A 14348-nucleotide genomic window follows, 5' to 3' on the forward strand; every position below is an offset into this window, starting at 1 on the left:
CGACTTTGTCAGCCTCAAGGAATCATGGCGTAAGCTACCACCTCCAGCTTCATGCCCGGCTCCACCAAGGCCGCAACGCCCACACTGGCGCGGTTGGGGAAGGGCGCGGAGAAAAACTCCCTGTACACCTTGTCGATGATGTCCATGTCGGCAACATCGGTCATGTAGATCAGCACTTGGGTGACATTTTCCAGGCTGCCACCTGCCGCTTGTGTGGCCCGCTGCATATTTGCGAAGGTCAGGCGAGCTTGCTGCTCGATGCTTCCCGTATCGATGCTGCCGTCCGGCCGCACAGGCCCGTTCACCATGAACAGCATTTCTCCTTTGGCTTTGACGGCCCAGGAAAACGCTTGCTTCAGGGGCGGAAGCCCGACGTCGACAACTTGTTTCATCACTTGCTCCGAGTAGAGGTGACCGGCAAGGACGCAAAGAGCGCGTGCGTGGCATCGCCCAAGCGGGTGTGGGGACGAGCCTGGTCAAGAATGACATCGAAGTGGTTGCGTGCTGGCATTTCGATGGGGGGCAGATACTGGGCACTCTGTGCGTTCAGCGCATCGGCAAAAGCCTGGCTCTGGCGCTTGAACTCCGAGGTTTCAATTTCTCCCCAGCTGATGATGGCGGGCGGAAAACCCGTCAAATCAAGCAGTTGGGGGCTGATCGCCTGTGCGCTTGCTACATCCAGGGACAGTGCCTCATTGATGCTGGTGCCAATCAGAGGTTGCAGCTCGTAAATGCCGGAAACCAGCACTGCTGCTGCGGGTGCGCCTGCAGGCAAATCGGCATCATCCTTCCACCCACGCAAGCAGCACATGGCCGCCAGATGCGCCCCGGCAGAACTGCCGGAAATGACGATGCGTTGTGGGTCAAAGCCCAGTTCTTCGCCATGTTGATGCAGCCAGCGCAGAGCCTGGCGGCACTCCAGCACCATGTCGTGGACAGAGGCTTGCGGCGCCAAGGTGTAATCAATAGCGGCAAAGGCGATGCCCGTGTTGGTGCAATCCGGGGCTGAGAACAAAGAGGACGCCTTGGAGAGCTCCTGCCAGTAGCCGCCGTGGATAAACAGCAGCAAGGGCGGAAGCGCCTCCGAATCGCGGGGCTCAGGCAGGAACAGGTCAAGCCGGTGCGCGGCAGCGCTGCCATAGGCATGCTCGGTATGCCGTGATCCGCTTGCCAACGCCGCTGCGCTAAGCGTGGCGTAGTCCTCGATGTAGGGCGCGTAGTTCCCGCCTATACAGGAGCTGGGCGAATATTCGCGCTCGCGCTCCTGCGCGGAGAGGGAGTCGTGGGGAGCCTGCATTACAGCGCGGTCCGAACAGTCCAGATCTCGGGGAACAACACAACATCCAGCATCTTGCGCAGGTAGCTGACGCCGCCTGTGCCACCAGTGCCGCGCTTGAAACCGATAACGCGTTCCACCGTCGTGACATGACGGAAACGCCAAAGACGGAAGGCGTCCTCAATGTCGGTCAGTTTTTCGCCCAGTTGGTACAGATCCCAGTGCGCATACGGGTCACGGTAAACCTGCAACCAGGCGGCTTCGACCTCGGGGCTGGCCACGTAGGGCTGCGTCCAGTCACGGTCCAGATAGTCAGCGGGAATGTGGAAACCCTGGCGGGCCAACAGGCGCAGCGACTCGTCGTACAGCGAAGGCGCTTGGTAGGCAGCTTCCACCTGACGGAGCAGGTCAGGGCGGTGCGCATGCGGCTTGAGCATGGCGGCGTTCTTGTTGCCCAGAGCAAACTCAATGCAGCGATATTGCGCGCTTTGAAAGCCGCTGGAACTGGCCAGATAAGGCCGCATGGCGGTGTATTCCGGCGGGGTCATGGTCGACAGCACAGTCCATGCACTGACCAGTTGCTCCATGATGCGCGAGACACGCGCCAGCATCTTGAAGCTGTCGGCATAGCGGTCGGCGGCGACCGATGCGGTGGCCGCATTCAGTTCGTGCAGCATCAGTTTCATCCAGAGTTCGCTGGTCTGGTGCTGGATGATGAACAGCATTTCGTCGTGGGCAGGCGAGAGCGGGTGTTGGGCGCCCAGCACCTCGTCCAGGTGCAAGTAGTCGCCATAGCTCATGGATTGGCTGAAATCCAACTGCGCTTTTTCTTCCGAAACAATGCGCTCTGTCTCGCCGATTCCCTTGTCAGCCGATGCTTTGGAAGCATTCATTTGTTCTGTTCCCGGTACGTTAATAATGACCTGTGCGACGTGTGGAACAGGTCGCGTGAGTCGATAAAAAACCAAAGTCGCGTTGCGCGCCGAGGGGAGCTTGCAGTGCATCCTGCCCGAAGGTCTCCATCAGCGGCAGGATGCGGTCACCCGAGTAGGCGGGCATAGGGGTGAAGCTGAAATTTCTCTGTGGTTTCATGATTTCATCCCACTTAAATTTATGCGTTGATCTTATGTATTTAAGGGTCTTGCGCCAAGCTGTTTTTTATAGAAGCATAACTTTTTCTGAAAAACTTAAAAAACGGGTTTTTTTATGCAAATAGAACTGGATGAAGTGGACTGCAGTTTGCTGGCCGAGCTGCAACGAAACGCCCGGCTCACAACGAGCGAGCTGGCGCAAAAAGTGGGCATATCGCAGTCGCCCTGCTGGCGCCGGATTCGACGCATGGAAGAAGCCGGGCTTATTTCAGGCTACCACGCCCGGCTGGATCGGCGCGGCCTGGGCTATGGCGTGGTGGCCTTCGTCAGCATCAGTGTGGACTTTCAAAATGAAGAGCGTTCGGTGCAGTTTGTGGAGGCCGTGCGCGATATTCCGGAGGTGGTGATGTGCCACGGTATTGCCGGTCCAGCTGACTTTTTGCTGATGGTGGTGGCCAAGGATCTGGACAGCTATTCGGAATTATTGCAAAGAAAATTGCATCGTTTGCCGGGTGTTCGGCAAGCGCAGACCAGTTTTTCCTTGCAGGAATTCAAGGGTCTTCACGAGCTACCTATCCCAGCAATGGCCAGCCCTACGGCCTGATTTACCGCGTTGCAAAACCGGATGCGCGGCTCGCTCGCAAGGCTTGCCGCGTCGTCCATGACGAATTAGGAGGCTAAGGGTTAGCTCTGATTTGTTGTCGGAGAAGTCCGTCCTTAGAATTGATCAAAAATCACAAATCTTTGCTCGAATTCACTTTGTGACGGAATTTAATGAAACATTCAGATGCTGCAAGCACCAGTGCTCCGCTCGAAGCTTTCCAACCTATCGTTCGGCAATCCGTTAACGAAGCGGTCTATCAAGCCCTGCGCAACAAGCTGATGCACGGTGAATACCGTGCCGGCCAAGTGCTTGGCATCCAGTACCTGGCCGATGCGCTGGGCACCAGCACCATGCCGGTGCGCGAAGCCCTGCGTCGTCTGGTGGCTCAGCAAGGGCTGGAGCCCTTGCCCAACGGCACCACGCGTGTCCCCCTGATCACCAAAGCCTGCCTGAGCGACATTCGCCGTGCTCGCGTTCTGATCGAAGGCACCGTCACCGAATGGGCTGGCCCCCTGCTGACATCTTCCGTGCTGGATCAGCTGGAACAGTTGGCGCAAGAAATTACACAAGAGCGCCGCACGCCCAAAGGCGTGGCCAGCAGCCTGGAAAAAAACCGGATCTTTCATTTCACGATCTATGCCGCCGCCCAGTCCCCCGTCATGCTCGCCATGATCGAGAGCCTGTGGTTGCAGTCGGGGGCCTATTTGCGTGAAACCCGCGAACTGCTCCATAACGAAGACTCCTCAGACCAGTTGCATGAGTCCACCGTCAACGCGCTGCGTGCCGGTAACTTCGCCCAGGCGCGCCAATACATTCAGGAAGATGTTTCCTGGATCTTTGATCGCTTGGACCTGACCGATTAAATCGATCTTTCAATTACTCATCACCACCAAAGACCATGCTAAAAAAACATAGATCAAAAGCAGTTACCGAGGGCGTGACCCGCACACCACACCGAGCCTTTCTGCGTGCCACGGGCCTGGACGATGATGATCTGGACCGCTCGATGGTCGCCATCATTGGAACCGCCGGAGACAATACACCCTGTTCCAAATCGCTGGGCCCGCAGGCAGACAGCGTGCGCCTGGGTGTAGCACAGGGTGGTGGCGTACCCGTCATGATGAACACGATCTCCGTGTCTGATGGCACCTCCATGAACCACGCTGGCATGCGCATGAGTCTGGTCTCGCGCGAGATGATTGCCGACAGCATGGAAATAGCTGTACGTGGCCATGCCTATGACGCTCTGGTCGGTCTGGGTGGTTGCGACAAGACCTTGCCTGGCACCCTGATGGCCATGGCGCGGCTCAACGTCCCCTCAGTCTTCATTTATGGTGGCTCCATGTTGCCGGGCTACTCACCCGATGGCACTGAAAACACGGTGCTTACCGCCATTGAGGGTGTGGGTCGCTACCAGACTGGGGCGATTTCCCTGGAGCAACTGCATGGCATCGAGCGTACCTGTGCCATGACCGTGGGCTCCTGTCCGGGCCAGTTCACCGCCAATACCATGGGTATGGTGGCAGAGGCCCTGGGCCTGTCTTTTCTGGGTTCCTCGACCACCCCGGCGGTCTACAGCCAACGACACGCGCTGGCTCGTCGCGCCGGTCGCCGTGTGATGGAGATTCTGGAACACGGTGGTCCTTTGCCGCGTGATCTCATCACCCGCAAGAGTCTGGAAAATGCCACTGCTGCTGTTGCTGCGACTGGCGGATCGACCAATGTGGCCTTGCATATTCCTGCCATTGCGCACGAAGTCGGTATTCGTTTCACCACGGACGATATGGCCGAGGTGTTCAACCGCACGCCATTGATTGCCGACTTGCAGCCCGGCGGCCGTTATCTGGCACGCGATCTGGACGTGATCGGCGGGGTGCCCGTAGTGCTCAAGGCCCTCTTGAAGAGCGGTCACCTGCACGGCGATGCCTTGACCATTACCGGCGAAACCTTGGCCGAGGCTCTGGAAAACTTCCCCGATGTGGATGGTCGTATCGTGCGCAGCAGCGATCAGCCGATTCACGCGTCGGGCGGCCTGGTCGTGCTCAAGGGCAATCTGTGCCCCGATGGCGCCTTACTGAAAATTGCTGGCTTGAAGTCTCTGGTATTTGACGGGCGCGCACGCGTTTTTGAAACCGAAGAAGACTGTATGGCGGTGGTATCCAAGCAGGCCTATGAGGCTGGCGACGTACTGATTATCCGTAACGAAGGCCCTAAAGGCGGCCCCGGTATGCGCGAGATGCTAAGTGTCACTGCCGCCATTTATGGTCATGGCAATGGCGAAAAAGTGGCACTGCTGACGGATGGCCGTTTCTCCGGTGCGACACGCGGCATGTGTATCGGCTATGCCAGCCCCGAAGCAGCAGCCGGTGGGAACATCGGTTTGGTAAAAGACGGCGACCGTATCACCATCGATGCTACCCAAAGCAGCATGCAGCTGCATGTGTCCGAGGAGGAACTGGCTGCACGCCGGGCGCAATGGAAACCTTACGTACGAGACCGCTTGGCTGGCGCGCTGGAGAAATACGCACGCCTGGTTGGACCGACCAATGAAGGTGCAGTGACCCATTCGGGTGCTGCCGAGTGGCCGCAAGAACAGCTTGAGGACGTATAAGATGAAACTCGGTTTTTGCGGTTTGGGATTGATGGGGGCTGCCATGGTGCAGCGCCTGTTGAAAGCGGGTCACGAGGTCAAGGTCTGGAACCGTTCCAGAGAAAAGGCCGAGCCGCTGGCGGCGCTGGGTGCGCAGGTCGTAAGCACGCCACGCGAAGCGGCTGAAGGCGCCGATGGCGTGTTGTTATGCCTGTTTGATGCCAAGGCCGCCGAGGCCGTGGTGTTTGGCGCGGACGGGATTGCTCAGGCAGCGGGCCTTAAATGGCTGGTGGATCACTCCAGTATCGACCCTGAGGCCACACGCAAGCTGGCCGCTCGTTTGGCGGAGATCTGCGGCGCTGACTGGATTGATGCCCCGGTGTCCGGCGGTATTCCCGGCGTGGAGGCCGGTACGCTGGCCATCATGACGGGCGGTAGCGAAACCCATATGCCTGAAGCCGAGGCCGCCATGCGCGCCTACGCCGGCAATATCACGCATATGGGGCCTTCCGGGACCGGGCAGGCAACCAAGCTGTGCAACCAGGCCATCGTGGCAACCTCGATTGCGGCATTGGCTGAAGCCATTGGCTTTGCCCAGCGCAATAACATCAATGTGGACAAGCTGGCGCCCGCGCTGGCGGGTGGTTGGGCGGACTCCAAGCCCTTGCAGATCTTTGCCCCGCGCATGATAGAGGCCCAGGAAAAAAGTATTGGTGCGCTGTCCACCATGCTCAAGGATATCGACACCCTGATCGCCAATGCCCAACAAAGCGGCGCGCCTATGCCGGTTGCCGCCAGCGTGCAGCAAATGTTGCGCGTGGCAAGCGCCATGGGGCTGGGTCAGGCCGAGGTGTCTGCCTTGGTCAGCGTTGTGCTGCCCGAGCAGCGTGACGCTTTTCTTCGCCAGATAAGCACATAAGGCAGGCTGCCCCATGCAACTATCCGCTAATCTCAGCTGGTTGTATCGGCATCTGGACTGGAGCGAACGCTTTGAGGCTGCGGCGGCCGATGGGTTTCAGGGCGTCGAGATTTTGCTGCCTTACGACTACGCTCCGGCTTGGTACGCTCAGCGACTGCAAGCCGCACAGCTGGAGCTGACGCTGATCAACACGCCTATAGGCGAGGGGCAGGGCAGGTTGGGCTGGGCGGCCATTCCCGGCGCACAGGCCCAGTTCCAGGAAGCCTTTGATCGCGCCCGTGCTGTTGCACAGGCTACCGGGTGCCGCCGTATCCATGTGATGGCGGGCGATGTCAGCCCCTTCGATCAGGAAGATTGCCGGGCTGCACTGCTCAGTAATCTGGAACAGGCTTTGGCCTTGGCTGAAGCAGATGATCTGGTGCTGACGCTGGAAGCGCTCAACCGCAGCGATATGGCCGGGTATTTTTATTACTTGCCAGAGCAGGTGATTGAGGTGCTCCAGCACTTCAATTCCCCGCGCCTGCGTCTGCAGTTTGATTACTACCATTGCGTCAAAGAAAGCTTGGACGTCCCTTCCAGTGTGGAGGCCTGTGCTCCGTGGATCGGCTATGTGCAGATCGCGGGTGCCGATGGGCGCTACGAGCCGGATCTTGCACAGCACGATTTGCTGGCAGGCGTGGCGGCCTTGCCTGCCTTGGCTTACGACAGCTGGCTGGGCTGCGAGTATCAGCCTCGTGGATCATCTTCGGACGGTTTAGCCTGGTGCCAGCCCTTGTGTGATCGCGGTGTGCTGGCTGCGCCACGTCGTCGTGATGCGGCTTGCACGCAGGCTGCCGGGAGATAAGCCATGAAGCATGTCTTGATTACCGGCGCCAACGGCTACATCGGCCAAGCGCTTGCCCGTGCGGCGGCCAAACTGCTTGAAGCCAAAGAGATTCAAAGCCTGACGCTGACCGATCTGGCCTTTGAAGAGCAAAGCCATCACCACGTGCCTGGCCTGCGCTGCATTAGTGGCGACCTGGCCGATAAAACCGTGCTGGAAGCGGTGTTGTCGCCAGCACCCGACACGGTTTTCCATCTGGCATCGGTGACCAGTCGGCTGGCTGAAGAGAATTTCGCACTGGGTTTGCGCGTCAATATAGACAGCACCATAGGCTTGTTTGAGCATCTGCGACAGCAAGGCCAGTGCCCCGTTGTGGTGTATGCCAGCAGTATCGGCGTCTTTGGGACGCCACTGCCCCAGCAGGTGGATGACGACACGCCCGTCGCACCTACTTTAAGTTATGGAACGCAGAAGCGGATGGTGGAGCTGCTGCTGGCCGATTACAGCCGCCGGGGTTTTCTGGATGGCCGCTCGGTTCGCTTGCCTACCGTGGTCGCCAGACCCATGACCGCTGAAACAGCGCTGTCTTCCTTTGCCAGCTCTTTGATCCATGCCTTGGCTGCGGGCGGCACCTACGAGTGCCCCATCGGCCTGCAAGGGTGGATCTGGCTGCTTTCCTTGCCCGCCTGTGTGCAGCACCTTCTGACAACAGCGAGCCTGGCAGCCGCTCGCTTGCCTGCAGGTCGGGTGTGGAATCTTCCCGCCCAGCGTCTTCAGGTGGCAGAGCTGGTACAGGCTGCCAAAACCCGCTATGGCCGGGGGGCCGACGCGGGATTGAGCTTTCAGTCCAACCCTCAGTTTGACCAGCAGTTTGCCCAGTGGCCGCCTTTGACAACGGCAATCGCCACACAGTTGGGCATGCATCATGACGGCGATGCCGAAACCTTGATTGAGCAGGCCCTTTTCTCCTGACGGGCCTGGCTAACTATACCTATAACGATCTACCACCAAAAAAGGATTTCCCCATGAAGAACCGATGGATTTCTCGCCTGTTGGGTATGGCCTTAACCAGCCTGGCTGTGGCGGCTGGCCCCGCAAAAGCGGACAAGCCTGTGGAGCTGACTTTTTCTGCCTGGATCCCGCAAACACATGTTCTGGTGGCTAACTTCATGAAGCCCTGGGCCAAAGAGGTGGAGCAGGCCACAGAAGGGCGCGTCAAGATCAACTTCCTGACCAAGGCAGCCACTAATCCGGTTGGGCATCTGGATGCGGTGCGCAATGGCATTGTTGATCTGGCCTTTATTTCCTACTCCTATTACCCCGGCAATTTTGATTTGATGAAATTTGCCATGTTGCCGTTCTCGGGCAATAGCGCCGAGTCCACTTCGCTGGCGGCCTGGAACATCTACAGCAAGTACCTGCAAGATGCCAAAGAGCATCGCGGCATCAAATTGCTTGGGCTTTATGGTCATGGCCCGGGCAGTGTCTACACGACCGGCAAACAGGTGCAGACCATTGCAGACTTCGATGGCCTGAAGCTGCGTATTGGTGGTGGCATGCAGGCTGATCTGTCCAAGGCGCTGAACGTGAATGCGGTTGTAAAGCCTGCGTCCGAATCGTACGAATTGCTTAGCACCGGCGTGGTGGATGGGGTACTTTTCCCTCCGGAGTCCGTGGTTTCCTTCCGTCTGGACAGTGTGGTCAAACATGCGACGGTTTTCCCGGGCGGTCTCTATGCGGATCTGCACGGCATCATCATGAATCCGGGTGCGTTTGATCGCTTGTCTGAAAAGGACCGCGAGATCGTGATGAGTCTTTCCGGTGAGCATATTGCTCGCATGGGGGGCAAGGCCTGGGGGGATGCGGATGTCGCCGCCATGAAAACTCTGGAGGCCAACAATGTGCAGTTCCATCCCGCCAGTGAAGAGCTGATTGCCGCCGTCAAAGAGCGCACAGCATCCTTCGAGCAGGCCTGGCTGGATGCCGCCAAGGCCAAGGGTATAGACGGGCCTGCCGTGCTGGCCGAGTTCCGTGCCGACCTGAAGCAGCGGGAAAGTGCCAACTGATCAGTACACGCAGACTGTCTTGAATCTGCTGTGCGCCTCGTGCGCCAGCAGCCCCGGAGCTACAAAGCATGAACTCCATTCTCTCTTTATTAAGAGCGGGTCTTCGACGTCTGACCGAGTTATGCATGGTCTCGCTGGCCTTGCTGACTTTGGCCGATGTATTAGGGCGCTACATTTTCAACGTATCGGTGATGGGGGCGGTAGAACTCACTGAAATACTCATGGTGGGGGTGATCTTTTGCGGCATCGTGTTTGCCACCATGGAGCGCGAACACGTTGTGGTTGATCTGGTGCCCGTCCCCGGTGGGGAGAAGGGGGCGCGGATTGTCCATGTCTCCAGCCACTTGCTGGCCGCTGGGATCAGCGCGTTGTTGGCCATGGTCAGCTGGACACAGGCCGAATCGGCAGCCGAATACCTGGATCAGACCACCTTGCTGGGGTTGCCACTGGCCCCGGTTGTTTATTTCATGAGCATCATGCTGTTCGTCAACACTATCGTGGAGCTGGCGCAGCTTCGTCGAGATCTGAGCGCAGACACGGCCCATCTGGAAGAAGAGGCACAGAATGACTGAAGCACTGATTGGCTTTGCCGCCATGCTTGTCTTGATCTTCCTGCGGGTGCCAGTGGCCTTTTCCATGGCACTGGTGGGCTTTATCGGCGTAGGACTCATGCGCAACTGGCCGTCCGCCTATGCCATGACCGGCGCAGTTGTGCGTGAAAGCGGTTTTCAGTATTTGTTGTCCGTACTGCCCTTGTTCATCTTGATGGGCAACTTCATTACTCAGGCCAAGCTGTCCAAAGAACTGTACGCCGCCGCCTATGCATTTCTGGGCCATAGAAAAGGTGGGCTGGCCATGTCTACGGTGGTGGCCTGTGGCGGCTTTGGGGCGGTGTGTGGTTCCAGTCTGGCAACGGCAGCCACCATGTCCAAGGTGGCTTATCCGGAAATGCGCAGACTGGGCTACAGCCGTGCGCTGGCTTCCGGTTCCATCGCTGCCGGTGGCACGCTGGGCATTTTGATTCCGCCCTCTATTGTCATGGTGGTCTATGCCATCCTGACTGAACAAAGCATAGGCAAGATGTTTGCCGCCGGTATTTTGCCGGGTCTGCTAGCTGTGGGTTTTTACCTTTTGGCAGTCAGGTGGACGATCTGGCGCGACCCCAATGCCGGGCCGCCCGGAGAGCGCATGAGCTGGAAAGAGCGCTTGCATGCATTGCGAGATGTCTGGGGTGTGCTGGTGCTGTTCATCATCGTCATGGGCGGTATCTATGGCGGGGTTTTCAGCTCGACGGAAGCCGCCGGGATTGGTGCTTGCGGAGCCTTCCTGTTTGCTCTGCTACGTGGCCGTTTAACCTGGCAGATACTGTCCAACGTGTTGGTTGAGTCGGCTCGTACCACGGGCATGTTGTTCATGGTGCTGATCGGAGCCCTGCTGTTTTCCAGCTTCATCAATTTCACGTCCATGCCCAGTGATCTGCAGGACTGGGTGCAGCAGGTCGACATGAGCCCGATCGTGGTGATCCTGTTGATTTGCGCGATTTACATTGTGCTGGGCAGTGTGCTGGAGAGCATGTCCATGGTCTTGCTGACCGTGCCTATTTTCTATCCACTGGTGCAGCACCTGGGCTTTGATCTGATCTGGTTCGGCATCATCGTGGTGGTGGTCACTGAAATCAGTTTCATCACTCCGCCTGTGGGCATGAACGTCATGGTTCTGAAAAGCCTGCTCCCAGACGTGAAGATGAGCACGCTGTATCGGGGTGTGATTCCCTTCGTGGTAGCCGATGTTTTCCGCCTGGCAGTGCTCTTGGCTTTCCCAGTCATTTCGCTGCTCTTGCCCAAATACCTTGGATAAAAACGGATTCACAACATGATTATCGACCAAAGAACCTATACCATCCCCACCGGCCTGCTGCGCGATTTTCTGTCCCTGTATGCGACGGAAGGGCGTGCCGTACAAATCGAGCATCTGGGCGCTTGCCACGGTTACTACACCACGGAAGTGGGTGAGCTGAATCAGGTGGTGCATCTGTGGGCATACGAGGATATGGCTGACCGGGAAGCCCGTCGCAATGCACTGGAAGCGGATCCGCGCTGGTTGGCCTATCGTCGCAAAGCCTCTGCTGCCGGCCATGTCATACGCCAGAGCAATGCACTGCTGAAACAAGTCGATTTCGACGCCTTTACGAGCGAAGCATGACCATGAACCAGAAGATTCTCCAAGCCTGCCCCTTGCCGCCACCGCTGGCGGGCAAGCTGCCTGCCTTGTGCCCGGTTGAGATCCTGAGTGATGCATCTGATCAAACGGCATTCTTGCGTGAGCACGGTGACGAGTTCACAGTGCTGATCACCACAGGAACGCATGGCGCAGACAAGGCGCTGATTGATGCACTGCCCAACTTGAAGGCTATTTGCAGCTTGGGCGTGGGCTACGATGCCATCGACCTGGATGCAGTCCGTGCGCGTGGGGTGATGCTAAGCAATACTCCGGACGTTCTGAACGACTGCGTGGCCGACTTGGCTATAGGCTTGCTGATCGATGCGGTACGCGGCATTTCTGCTTCCGACCGCCATGTTCGACGTGGCGACTGGCCTCGTGTCGGTCCTACCATGCCAAGCATGCGGGTCAGCGGCAAGCGTCTGGGCATGTTGGGCATGGGGCGAGTTGGTCAGGTCATTGCACGGCGCGCGGTTGGTTTCGATATGGATATCCGCTACCACACACGCAGTGCGAATCCCCAGTTGCCTTGGCATCACGAGCCTTCACTGCTGACCTTGGCGCAATGGTGCGATTTTCTTGTTGTGGCGTGTCCAGGCAGCCCGGAAACCTACCATCTGGTGTCTGCCGAGGTCTTGAAAGCCTTGGGCCCCAACGGCTACCTGGTCAACGTCGCCCGTGGCTCCGTAGTGGATGAAAAAGCATTGGTTGCGGCTCTGGAAAATGGCCAATTGGGCGGAGCAGGACTGGATGTGTTCGAGAACGAACCTGAAGTGCCTGCTGAATTGCTCAGGAACGAGCGAGTCGTGGTGCTGCCCCATGTAGGGAGCGCAACTCGCGAAACCCGAGCGGCCATGTGTGAATTGGTGCTGAGGAATGTCGAGCGCTTCGTCACGGAAGGGGGGCTTGTGACACCGGTGAACCTGTAAGGGTTGGCGTAGAAAAACAGCGGTTTCAAGCTTCAGGTTTGAACCGCTGCTTTTTTATGAGCAATCGATCGTGTGTATCGCCTGATTCTGGCAAAACCTTCCCCTCTGGCTGAGCAGAGACAGGCGTGTTTTCTTTGCATGGCGCAGCGTTTTCAGTCATATACTTGATGCTTAAATAATTAAATTGAATCGGGTCTTGAACGCCCGGCATCAGGTGGGAGACAGCTGGCATCATGCGGCTCAACATTCAGGATTTTCAGTTAGCGGCTCAAAGCAGCCTGCCACGTTTTGTCTATGACTATGTAGCGGGTGGAGCAGAAGACGAGCTTTGTCTGGCTCGCAATCAGGCCGATTTGCAGGCTCTGACTCTAGCGCCACGCAGTCTGCGTGATACTTCAGCGCTTTCAACCGAGATAGAAGTCTTTGGACGGCGATGGTCAGCGCCTTTTGGCGTTGCTCCTGTTGGCCTGATTGATGTTGTACGTCCTCGTGGAGATCTGCACGCCGCACGTGCCGCAGGCAAGGCGGGCTTGCCATACATCCTGTCTACTGCCTCCAATAGTCCTTTGGAGCAAGTGCGCGAAGCCTGCGCAGGTCCATGCTGGATGCAACTGTATGTGATGCAGGACAGGGGCATGGCCAATTCCATTCTGGATCGCGCCCGCCAGACCGGCTTCGAGGCTCTGGTTTTGACCGTAGATGTGCCTGTAGGCGGCTACAGAGAAAAAGACATACGTCATGGCTTCAAATTGCCCTTCCGCCCTGGTCCGCGTTTGTTGCTGGACATGGCGTCGCAGCCTCGCTGGCTGTGGCGTCAGGCCTTGGCCGGCCAACCCCAGTTCGTCAACCTGATGCCGACAGAGGGGGCCAGCTCCGCCCAGGCGCAGGCGGCACTGCTGGCGCGGAGCATGGATCGCCGTTTGATTTGGGACGATGTCTCCTGGTTGCGTTCAAAATGGGATGGCCCCGTATTGATCAAGGGTGTTCTGCATCCCGAAGATGCACGTCAGGCGCTGCATTATGGCGTCGATGGGCTTATCGTCTCCAACCACGGTGGCCGACAACTGGACTGCGCACCTTCAACAATCAGTGTGCTCCCGCAGATCATGGATATCGTCAAAACGCAGATGCCGGTATTTATCGACAGCGGTTTTCGGCGGGGTTCGGATGTCGCCAAGGCCATCGCTTGTGGAGCGACGGGCGCATTCCTGGGGCGTGCCGTTGCCTATGGTTTAGCGCAAGGCGGCGAGCAGGGAGTGGCGCAGGTGCTGGGACTGGTAGCCCAGGAGCTGGAGCGGACGATGGTTCTACTGGGGGCTTCATGCCCGGCAGATTTGGCCCAATGTCTTGTATCCTCTACTAAGTAGCGTGTTAGATAAGCGCTGAAATCAGCAGCGGGAAATTTACCTTGTGGGGGTGTGGCTTGTGAAAGGAAGCTGTCTTTGCCAAGGCGTGGTCTTTGAGATTGAGGGCGCTGTTACGGATCTGCTGTATTGCCATTGCAGCATGTGTCGCAAGTCTCATGGTTCTGCGTTCAGGGCGCGGGGCAAGGTAAAGACCAAGGAATTTCATTGGCGTCGCGGTCAGGAGTTACTGCGGTTTTATGAGTCTTCACCCGGAGAGCACCGTGGTTTTTGCTCTCGGTGTGGATCAAATATTTTGACCAAATTTGATCAGAAGCCGGGGGAGCTAGGTTTGGCTCTAGGTGTATTGGACGATGACCCTGGCGCGCGTCCGACATGCCATGTGTTTGTAGGCTCGAAGGCACCTTGGCATGAGATTTCTGATGAACTGCCTCAGTATGAAGCGTTCCCGCCGGAGTAAAGACAG

General features: G+C 57.8%; 18 protein-coding genes. 13 read left to right on the forward strand and 5 right to left on the reverse strand.

Going from position 1 to position 14348, the window contains the following annotated elements:
- Positions 1-14: 14 nt before the first annotated feature.
- The 4 genes from Q9R35_RS10490 to Q9R35_RS10505 are packed head-to-tail and all read right to left on the reverse strand — an operon-like array spanning position 15 to position 2368.
- Positions 15-392 (reverse strand): RidA family protein, encoded by a 378-nt coding sequence (locus Q9R35_RS10490; RefSeq protein WP_045929449.1) that lies wholly within the window; start codon positions 390-392, stop codon positions 15-17.
- Entirely contained in the window at positions 392-1297 is a 906-nt protein-coding gene (locus Q9R35_RS10495) for an alpha/beta hydrolase (RefSeq protein ID WP_311219816.1), read from the reverse strand. The genes Q9R35_RS10490 and Q9R35_RS10495 overlap by 1 nt, the downstream gene beginning before the upstream one ends.
- Positions 1297-2169 (reverse strand): tryptophan 2,3-dioxygenase, encoded by an 873-nt coding sequence (kynA, locus tag Q9R35_RS10500; protein WP_149721079.1) that lies wholly within the window; start codon positions 2167-2169, stop codon positions 1297-1299. Before kynA ends, Q9R35_RS10495 begins: the two co-directional genes overlap by 1 nt.
- 19 nt (positions 2170-2188) lie before the next feature.
- On the reverse strand, positions 2189-2368 hold the full coding sequence (locus tag Q9R35_RS10505; RefSeq protein WP_149721080.1) for a hypothetical protein: 180 nt from the start codon (positions 2366-2368) through the stop codon (positions 2189-2191).
- A 114-nt stretch (positions 2369-2482) separates the two neighbouring features.
- Here Q9R35_RS10505 and Q9R35_RS10510 point away from each other — a divergent pair, with 114 nt between their 5' ends.
- The 11 genes from Q9R35_RS10510 to Q9R35_RS10560 all read left to right on the forward strand — a co-directional run bounded on the left by Q9R35_RS10510 (position 2483) and on the right by Q9R35_RS10560 (position 12518).
- Positions 2483-2971, forward strand: a complete 489-nt coding sequence (locus Q9R35_RS10510; protein WP_042485654.1) for an Lrp/AsnC family transcriptional regulator — start codon at positions 2483-2485, stop codon at positions 2969-2971.
- 170 nt (positions 2972-3141) lie between these two features.
- Positions 3142-3834 (forward strand): GntR family transcriptional regulator, encoded by a 693-nt coding sequence (locus Q9R35_RS10515; protein WP_042485657.1) that lies wholly within the window; start codon positions 3142-3144, stop codon positions 3832-3834.
- Positions 3835-3869: 35 nt separating this feature from the next.
- On the forward strand, positions 3870-5582 hold the full coding sequence (gene ilvD, locus Q9R35_RS10520; RefSeq protein ID WP_042485661.1) for a dihydroxy-acid dehydratase: 1713 nt from the start codon (positions 3870-3872) through the stop codon (positions 5580-5582).
- Between the two features lies 1 nt (position 5583).
- On the forward strand, positions 5584-6480 hold the full coding sequence (locus tag Q9R35_RS10525) for an NAD(P)-dependent oxidoreductase (RefSeq protein WP_149721082.1): 897 nt from the start codon (positions 5584-5586) through the stop codon (positions 6478-6480).
- Positions 6481-6493: 13 nt separating this feature from the next.
- Positions 6494-7324 (forward strand): hydroxypyruvate isomerase family protein, encoded by an 831-nt coding sequence (locus Q9R35_RS10530; protein WP_149721083.1) that lies wholly within the window; start codon positions 6494-6496, stop codon positions 7322-7324.
- Between the two features lie 3 nt (positions 7325-7327).
- The gene (locus Q9R35_RS10535; RefSeq protein ID WP_311219817.1) at positions 7328-8275 is read left to right on the forward strand and encodes an NAD-dependent epimerase/dehydratase family protein; all 948 of its coding nucleotides are present in this window, start codon (positions 7328-7330) and stop codon (positions 8273-8275) included.
- Between the two features lie 53 nt (positions 8276-8328).
- Positions 8329-9369 carry a TRAP transporter substrate-binding protein gene (locus tag Q9R35_RS10540; protein ID WP_042485673.1) on the forward strand — a complete coding sequence of 347 codons (1041 nt, stop codon included), beginning with the start codon at positions 8329-8331 and terminating at the stop codon, positions 9367-9369.
- 68 nt (positions 9370-9437) lie between these two features.
- On the forward strand, positions 9438-9941 hold the full coding sequence (locus Q9R35_RS10545; protein ID WP_223253980.1) for a TRAP transporter small permease: 504 nt from the start codon (positions 9438-9440) through the stop codon (positions 9939-9941).
- Positions 9934-11226, forward strand: a complete 1293-nt coding sequence (locus Q9R35_RS10550; RefSeq protein WP_199265142.1) for a TRAP transporter large permease — start codon at positions 9934-9936, stop codon at positions 11224-11226. The genes Q9R35_RS10545 and Q9R35_RS10550 overlap by 8 nt, the downstream gene beginning before the upstream one ends.
- Before the next feature lie 15 nt (positions 11227-11241).
- Positions 11242-11571: an NIPSNAP family protein gene (locus Q9R35_RS10555; protein WP_045929458.1), complete on the forward strand. Its 330-nt coding sequence runs from the start codon at positions 11242-11244 to the stop codon at positions 11569-11571.
- Positions 11568-12518, forward strand: a complete 951-nt coding sequence (locus Q9R35_RS10560) for a 2-hydroxyacid dehydrogenase (protein ID WP_109089270.1) — start codon at positions 11568-11570, stop codon at positions 12516-12518. Before Q9R35_RS10555 ends, Q9R35_RS10560 begins: the two co-directional genes overlap by 4 nt.
- A 25-nt stretch (positions 12519-12543) precedes the next feature.
- On the opposite strand, the gene Q9R35_RS10565 is transcribed toward Q9R35_RS10560, so the two are convergent.
- A complete protein-coding gene (locus Q9R35_RS10565; RefSeq protein ID WP_311219818.1) occupies positions 12544-12765 on the reverse strand; it encodes a hypothetical protein in 222 nt (73 codons plus the stop codon).
- Here Q9R35_RS10565 and Q9R35_RS10570 point away from each other — a divergent pair.
- A complete protein-coding gene (locus tag Q9R35_RS10570; protein ID WP_311219819.1) occupies positions 12752-13885 on the forward strand; it encodes an alpha-hydroxy acid oxidase in 1134 nt (377 codons plus the stop codon). The two genes, Q9R35_RS10565 and Q9R35_RS10570, sit on opposite strands and share 14 nt — an antisense overlap.
- 85 nt (positions 13886-13970) lie before the next feature.
- A complete protein-coding gene (locus tag Q9R35_RS10575) occupies positions 13971-14342 on the forward strand; it encodes a GFA family protein (RefSeq protein WP_404977949.1) in 372 nt (123 codons plus the stop codon).
- Positions 14343-14348: the final 6 nt, after the last annotated feature.

The organism is Alcaligenes sp. AB3, from assembly GCF_031844565.1.
In the GTDB taxonomy this organism is placed as follows: Bacteria; Pseudomonadota; Gammaproteobacteria; order Burkholderiales; family Burkholderiaceae_B; genus Alcaligenes; species Alcaligenes faecalis.

What these genes read in the sequence shown, in the direction of transcription:
- Q9R35_RS10555 (WP_045929458.1), top strand. Translation starts at nt 11,242, where the DNA reads ATGATTATCGACCAAAGAACCTATACCATCCCCACCGGCCTGCTGCGC.
- Q9R35_RS10540 (WP_042485673.1), top strand. Translation starts at nt 8,329, where the DNA reads ATGAAGAACCGATGGATTTCTCGCCTGTTGGGTATGGCCTTAACCAGC.
- ilvD (WP_042485661.1), top strand. Translation starts at nt 3,870, where the DNA reads ATGCTAAAAAAACATAGATCAAAAGCAGTTACCGAGGGCGTGACCCGC.
- Q9R35_RS10530 (WP_149721083.1), top strand. Translation starts at nt 6,494, where the DNA reads ATGCAACTATCCGCTAATCTCAGCTGGTTGTATCGGCATCTGGACTGG.
- Q9R35_RS10505 (WP_149721080.1), bottom strand. Translation starts at nt 2,368, where the DNA reads ATGAAACCACAGAGAAATTTCAGCTTCACCCCTATGCCCGCCTACTCG.
- Q9R35_RS10565 (WP_311219818.1), bottom strand. Translation starts at nt 12,765, where the DNA reads ATGTTGAGCCGCATGATGCCAGCTGTCTCCCACCTGATGCCGGGCGTT.
- Q9R35_RS10545 (WP_223253980.1), top strand. Translation starts at nt 9,438, where the DNA reads ATGAACTCCATTCTCTCTTTATTAAGAGCGGGTCTTCGACGTCTGACC.
- Q9R35_RS10515 (WP_042485657.1), top strand. Translation starts at nt 3,142, where the DNA reads ATGAAACATTCAGATGCTGCAAGCACCAGTGCTCCGCTCGAAGCTTTC.
- Q9R35_RS10510 (WP_042485654.1), top strand. Translation starts at nt 2,483, where the DNA reads ATGCAAATAGAACTGGATGAAGTGGACTGCAGTTTGCTGGCCGAGCTG.
- Q9R35_RS10525 (WP_149721082.1), top strand. Translation starts at nt 5,584, where the DNA reads ATGAAACTCGGTTTTTGCGGTTTGGGATTGATGGGGGCTGCCATGGTG.
- Q9R35_RS10495 (WP_311219816.1), bottom strand. Translation starts at nt 1,297, where the DNA reads ATGCAGGCTCCCCACGACTCCCTCTCCGCGCAGGAGCGCGAGCGCGAA.
- Q9R35_RS10535 (WP_311219817.1), top strand. Translation starts at nt 7,328, where the DNA reads ATGAAGCATGTCTTGATTACCGGCGCCAACGGCTACATCGGCCAAGCG.
- Q9R35_RS10570 (WP_311219819.1), top strand. Translation starts at nt 12,752, where the DNA reads ATGCGGCTCAACATTCAGGATTTTCAGTTAGCGGCTCAAAGCAGCCTG.
- Q9R35_RS10490 (WP_045929449.1), bottom strand. Translation starts at nt 392, where the DNA reads ATGAAACAAGTTGTCGACGTCGGGCTTCCGCCCCTGAAGCAAGCGTTT.
- Q9R35_RS10560 (WP_109089270.1), top strand. Translation starts at nt 11,568, where the DNA reads ATGACCATGAACCAGAAGATTCTCCAAGCCTGCCCCTTGCCGCCACCG.
- kynA (WP_149721079.1), bottom strand. Translation starts at nt 2,169, where the DNA reads ATGAATGCTTCCAAAGCATCGGCTGACAAGGGAATCGGCGAGACAGAG.
- Q9R35_RS10550 (WP_199265142.1), top strand. Translation starts at nt 9,934, where the DNA reads ATGACTGAAGCACTGATTGGCTTTGCCGCCATGCTTGTCTTGATCTTC.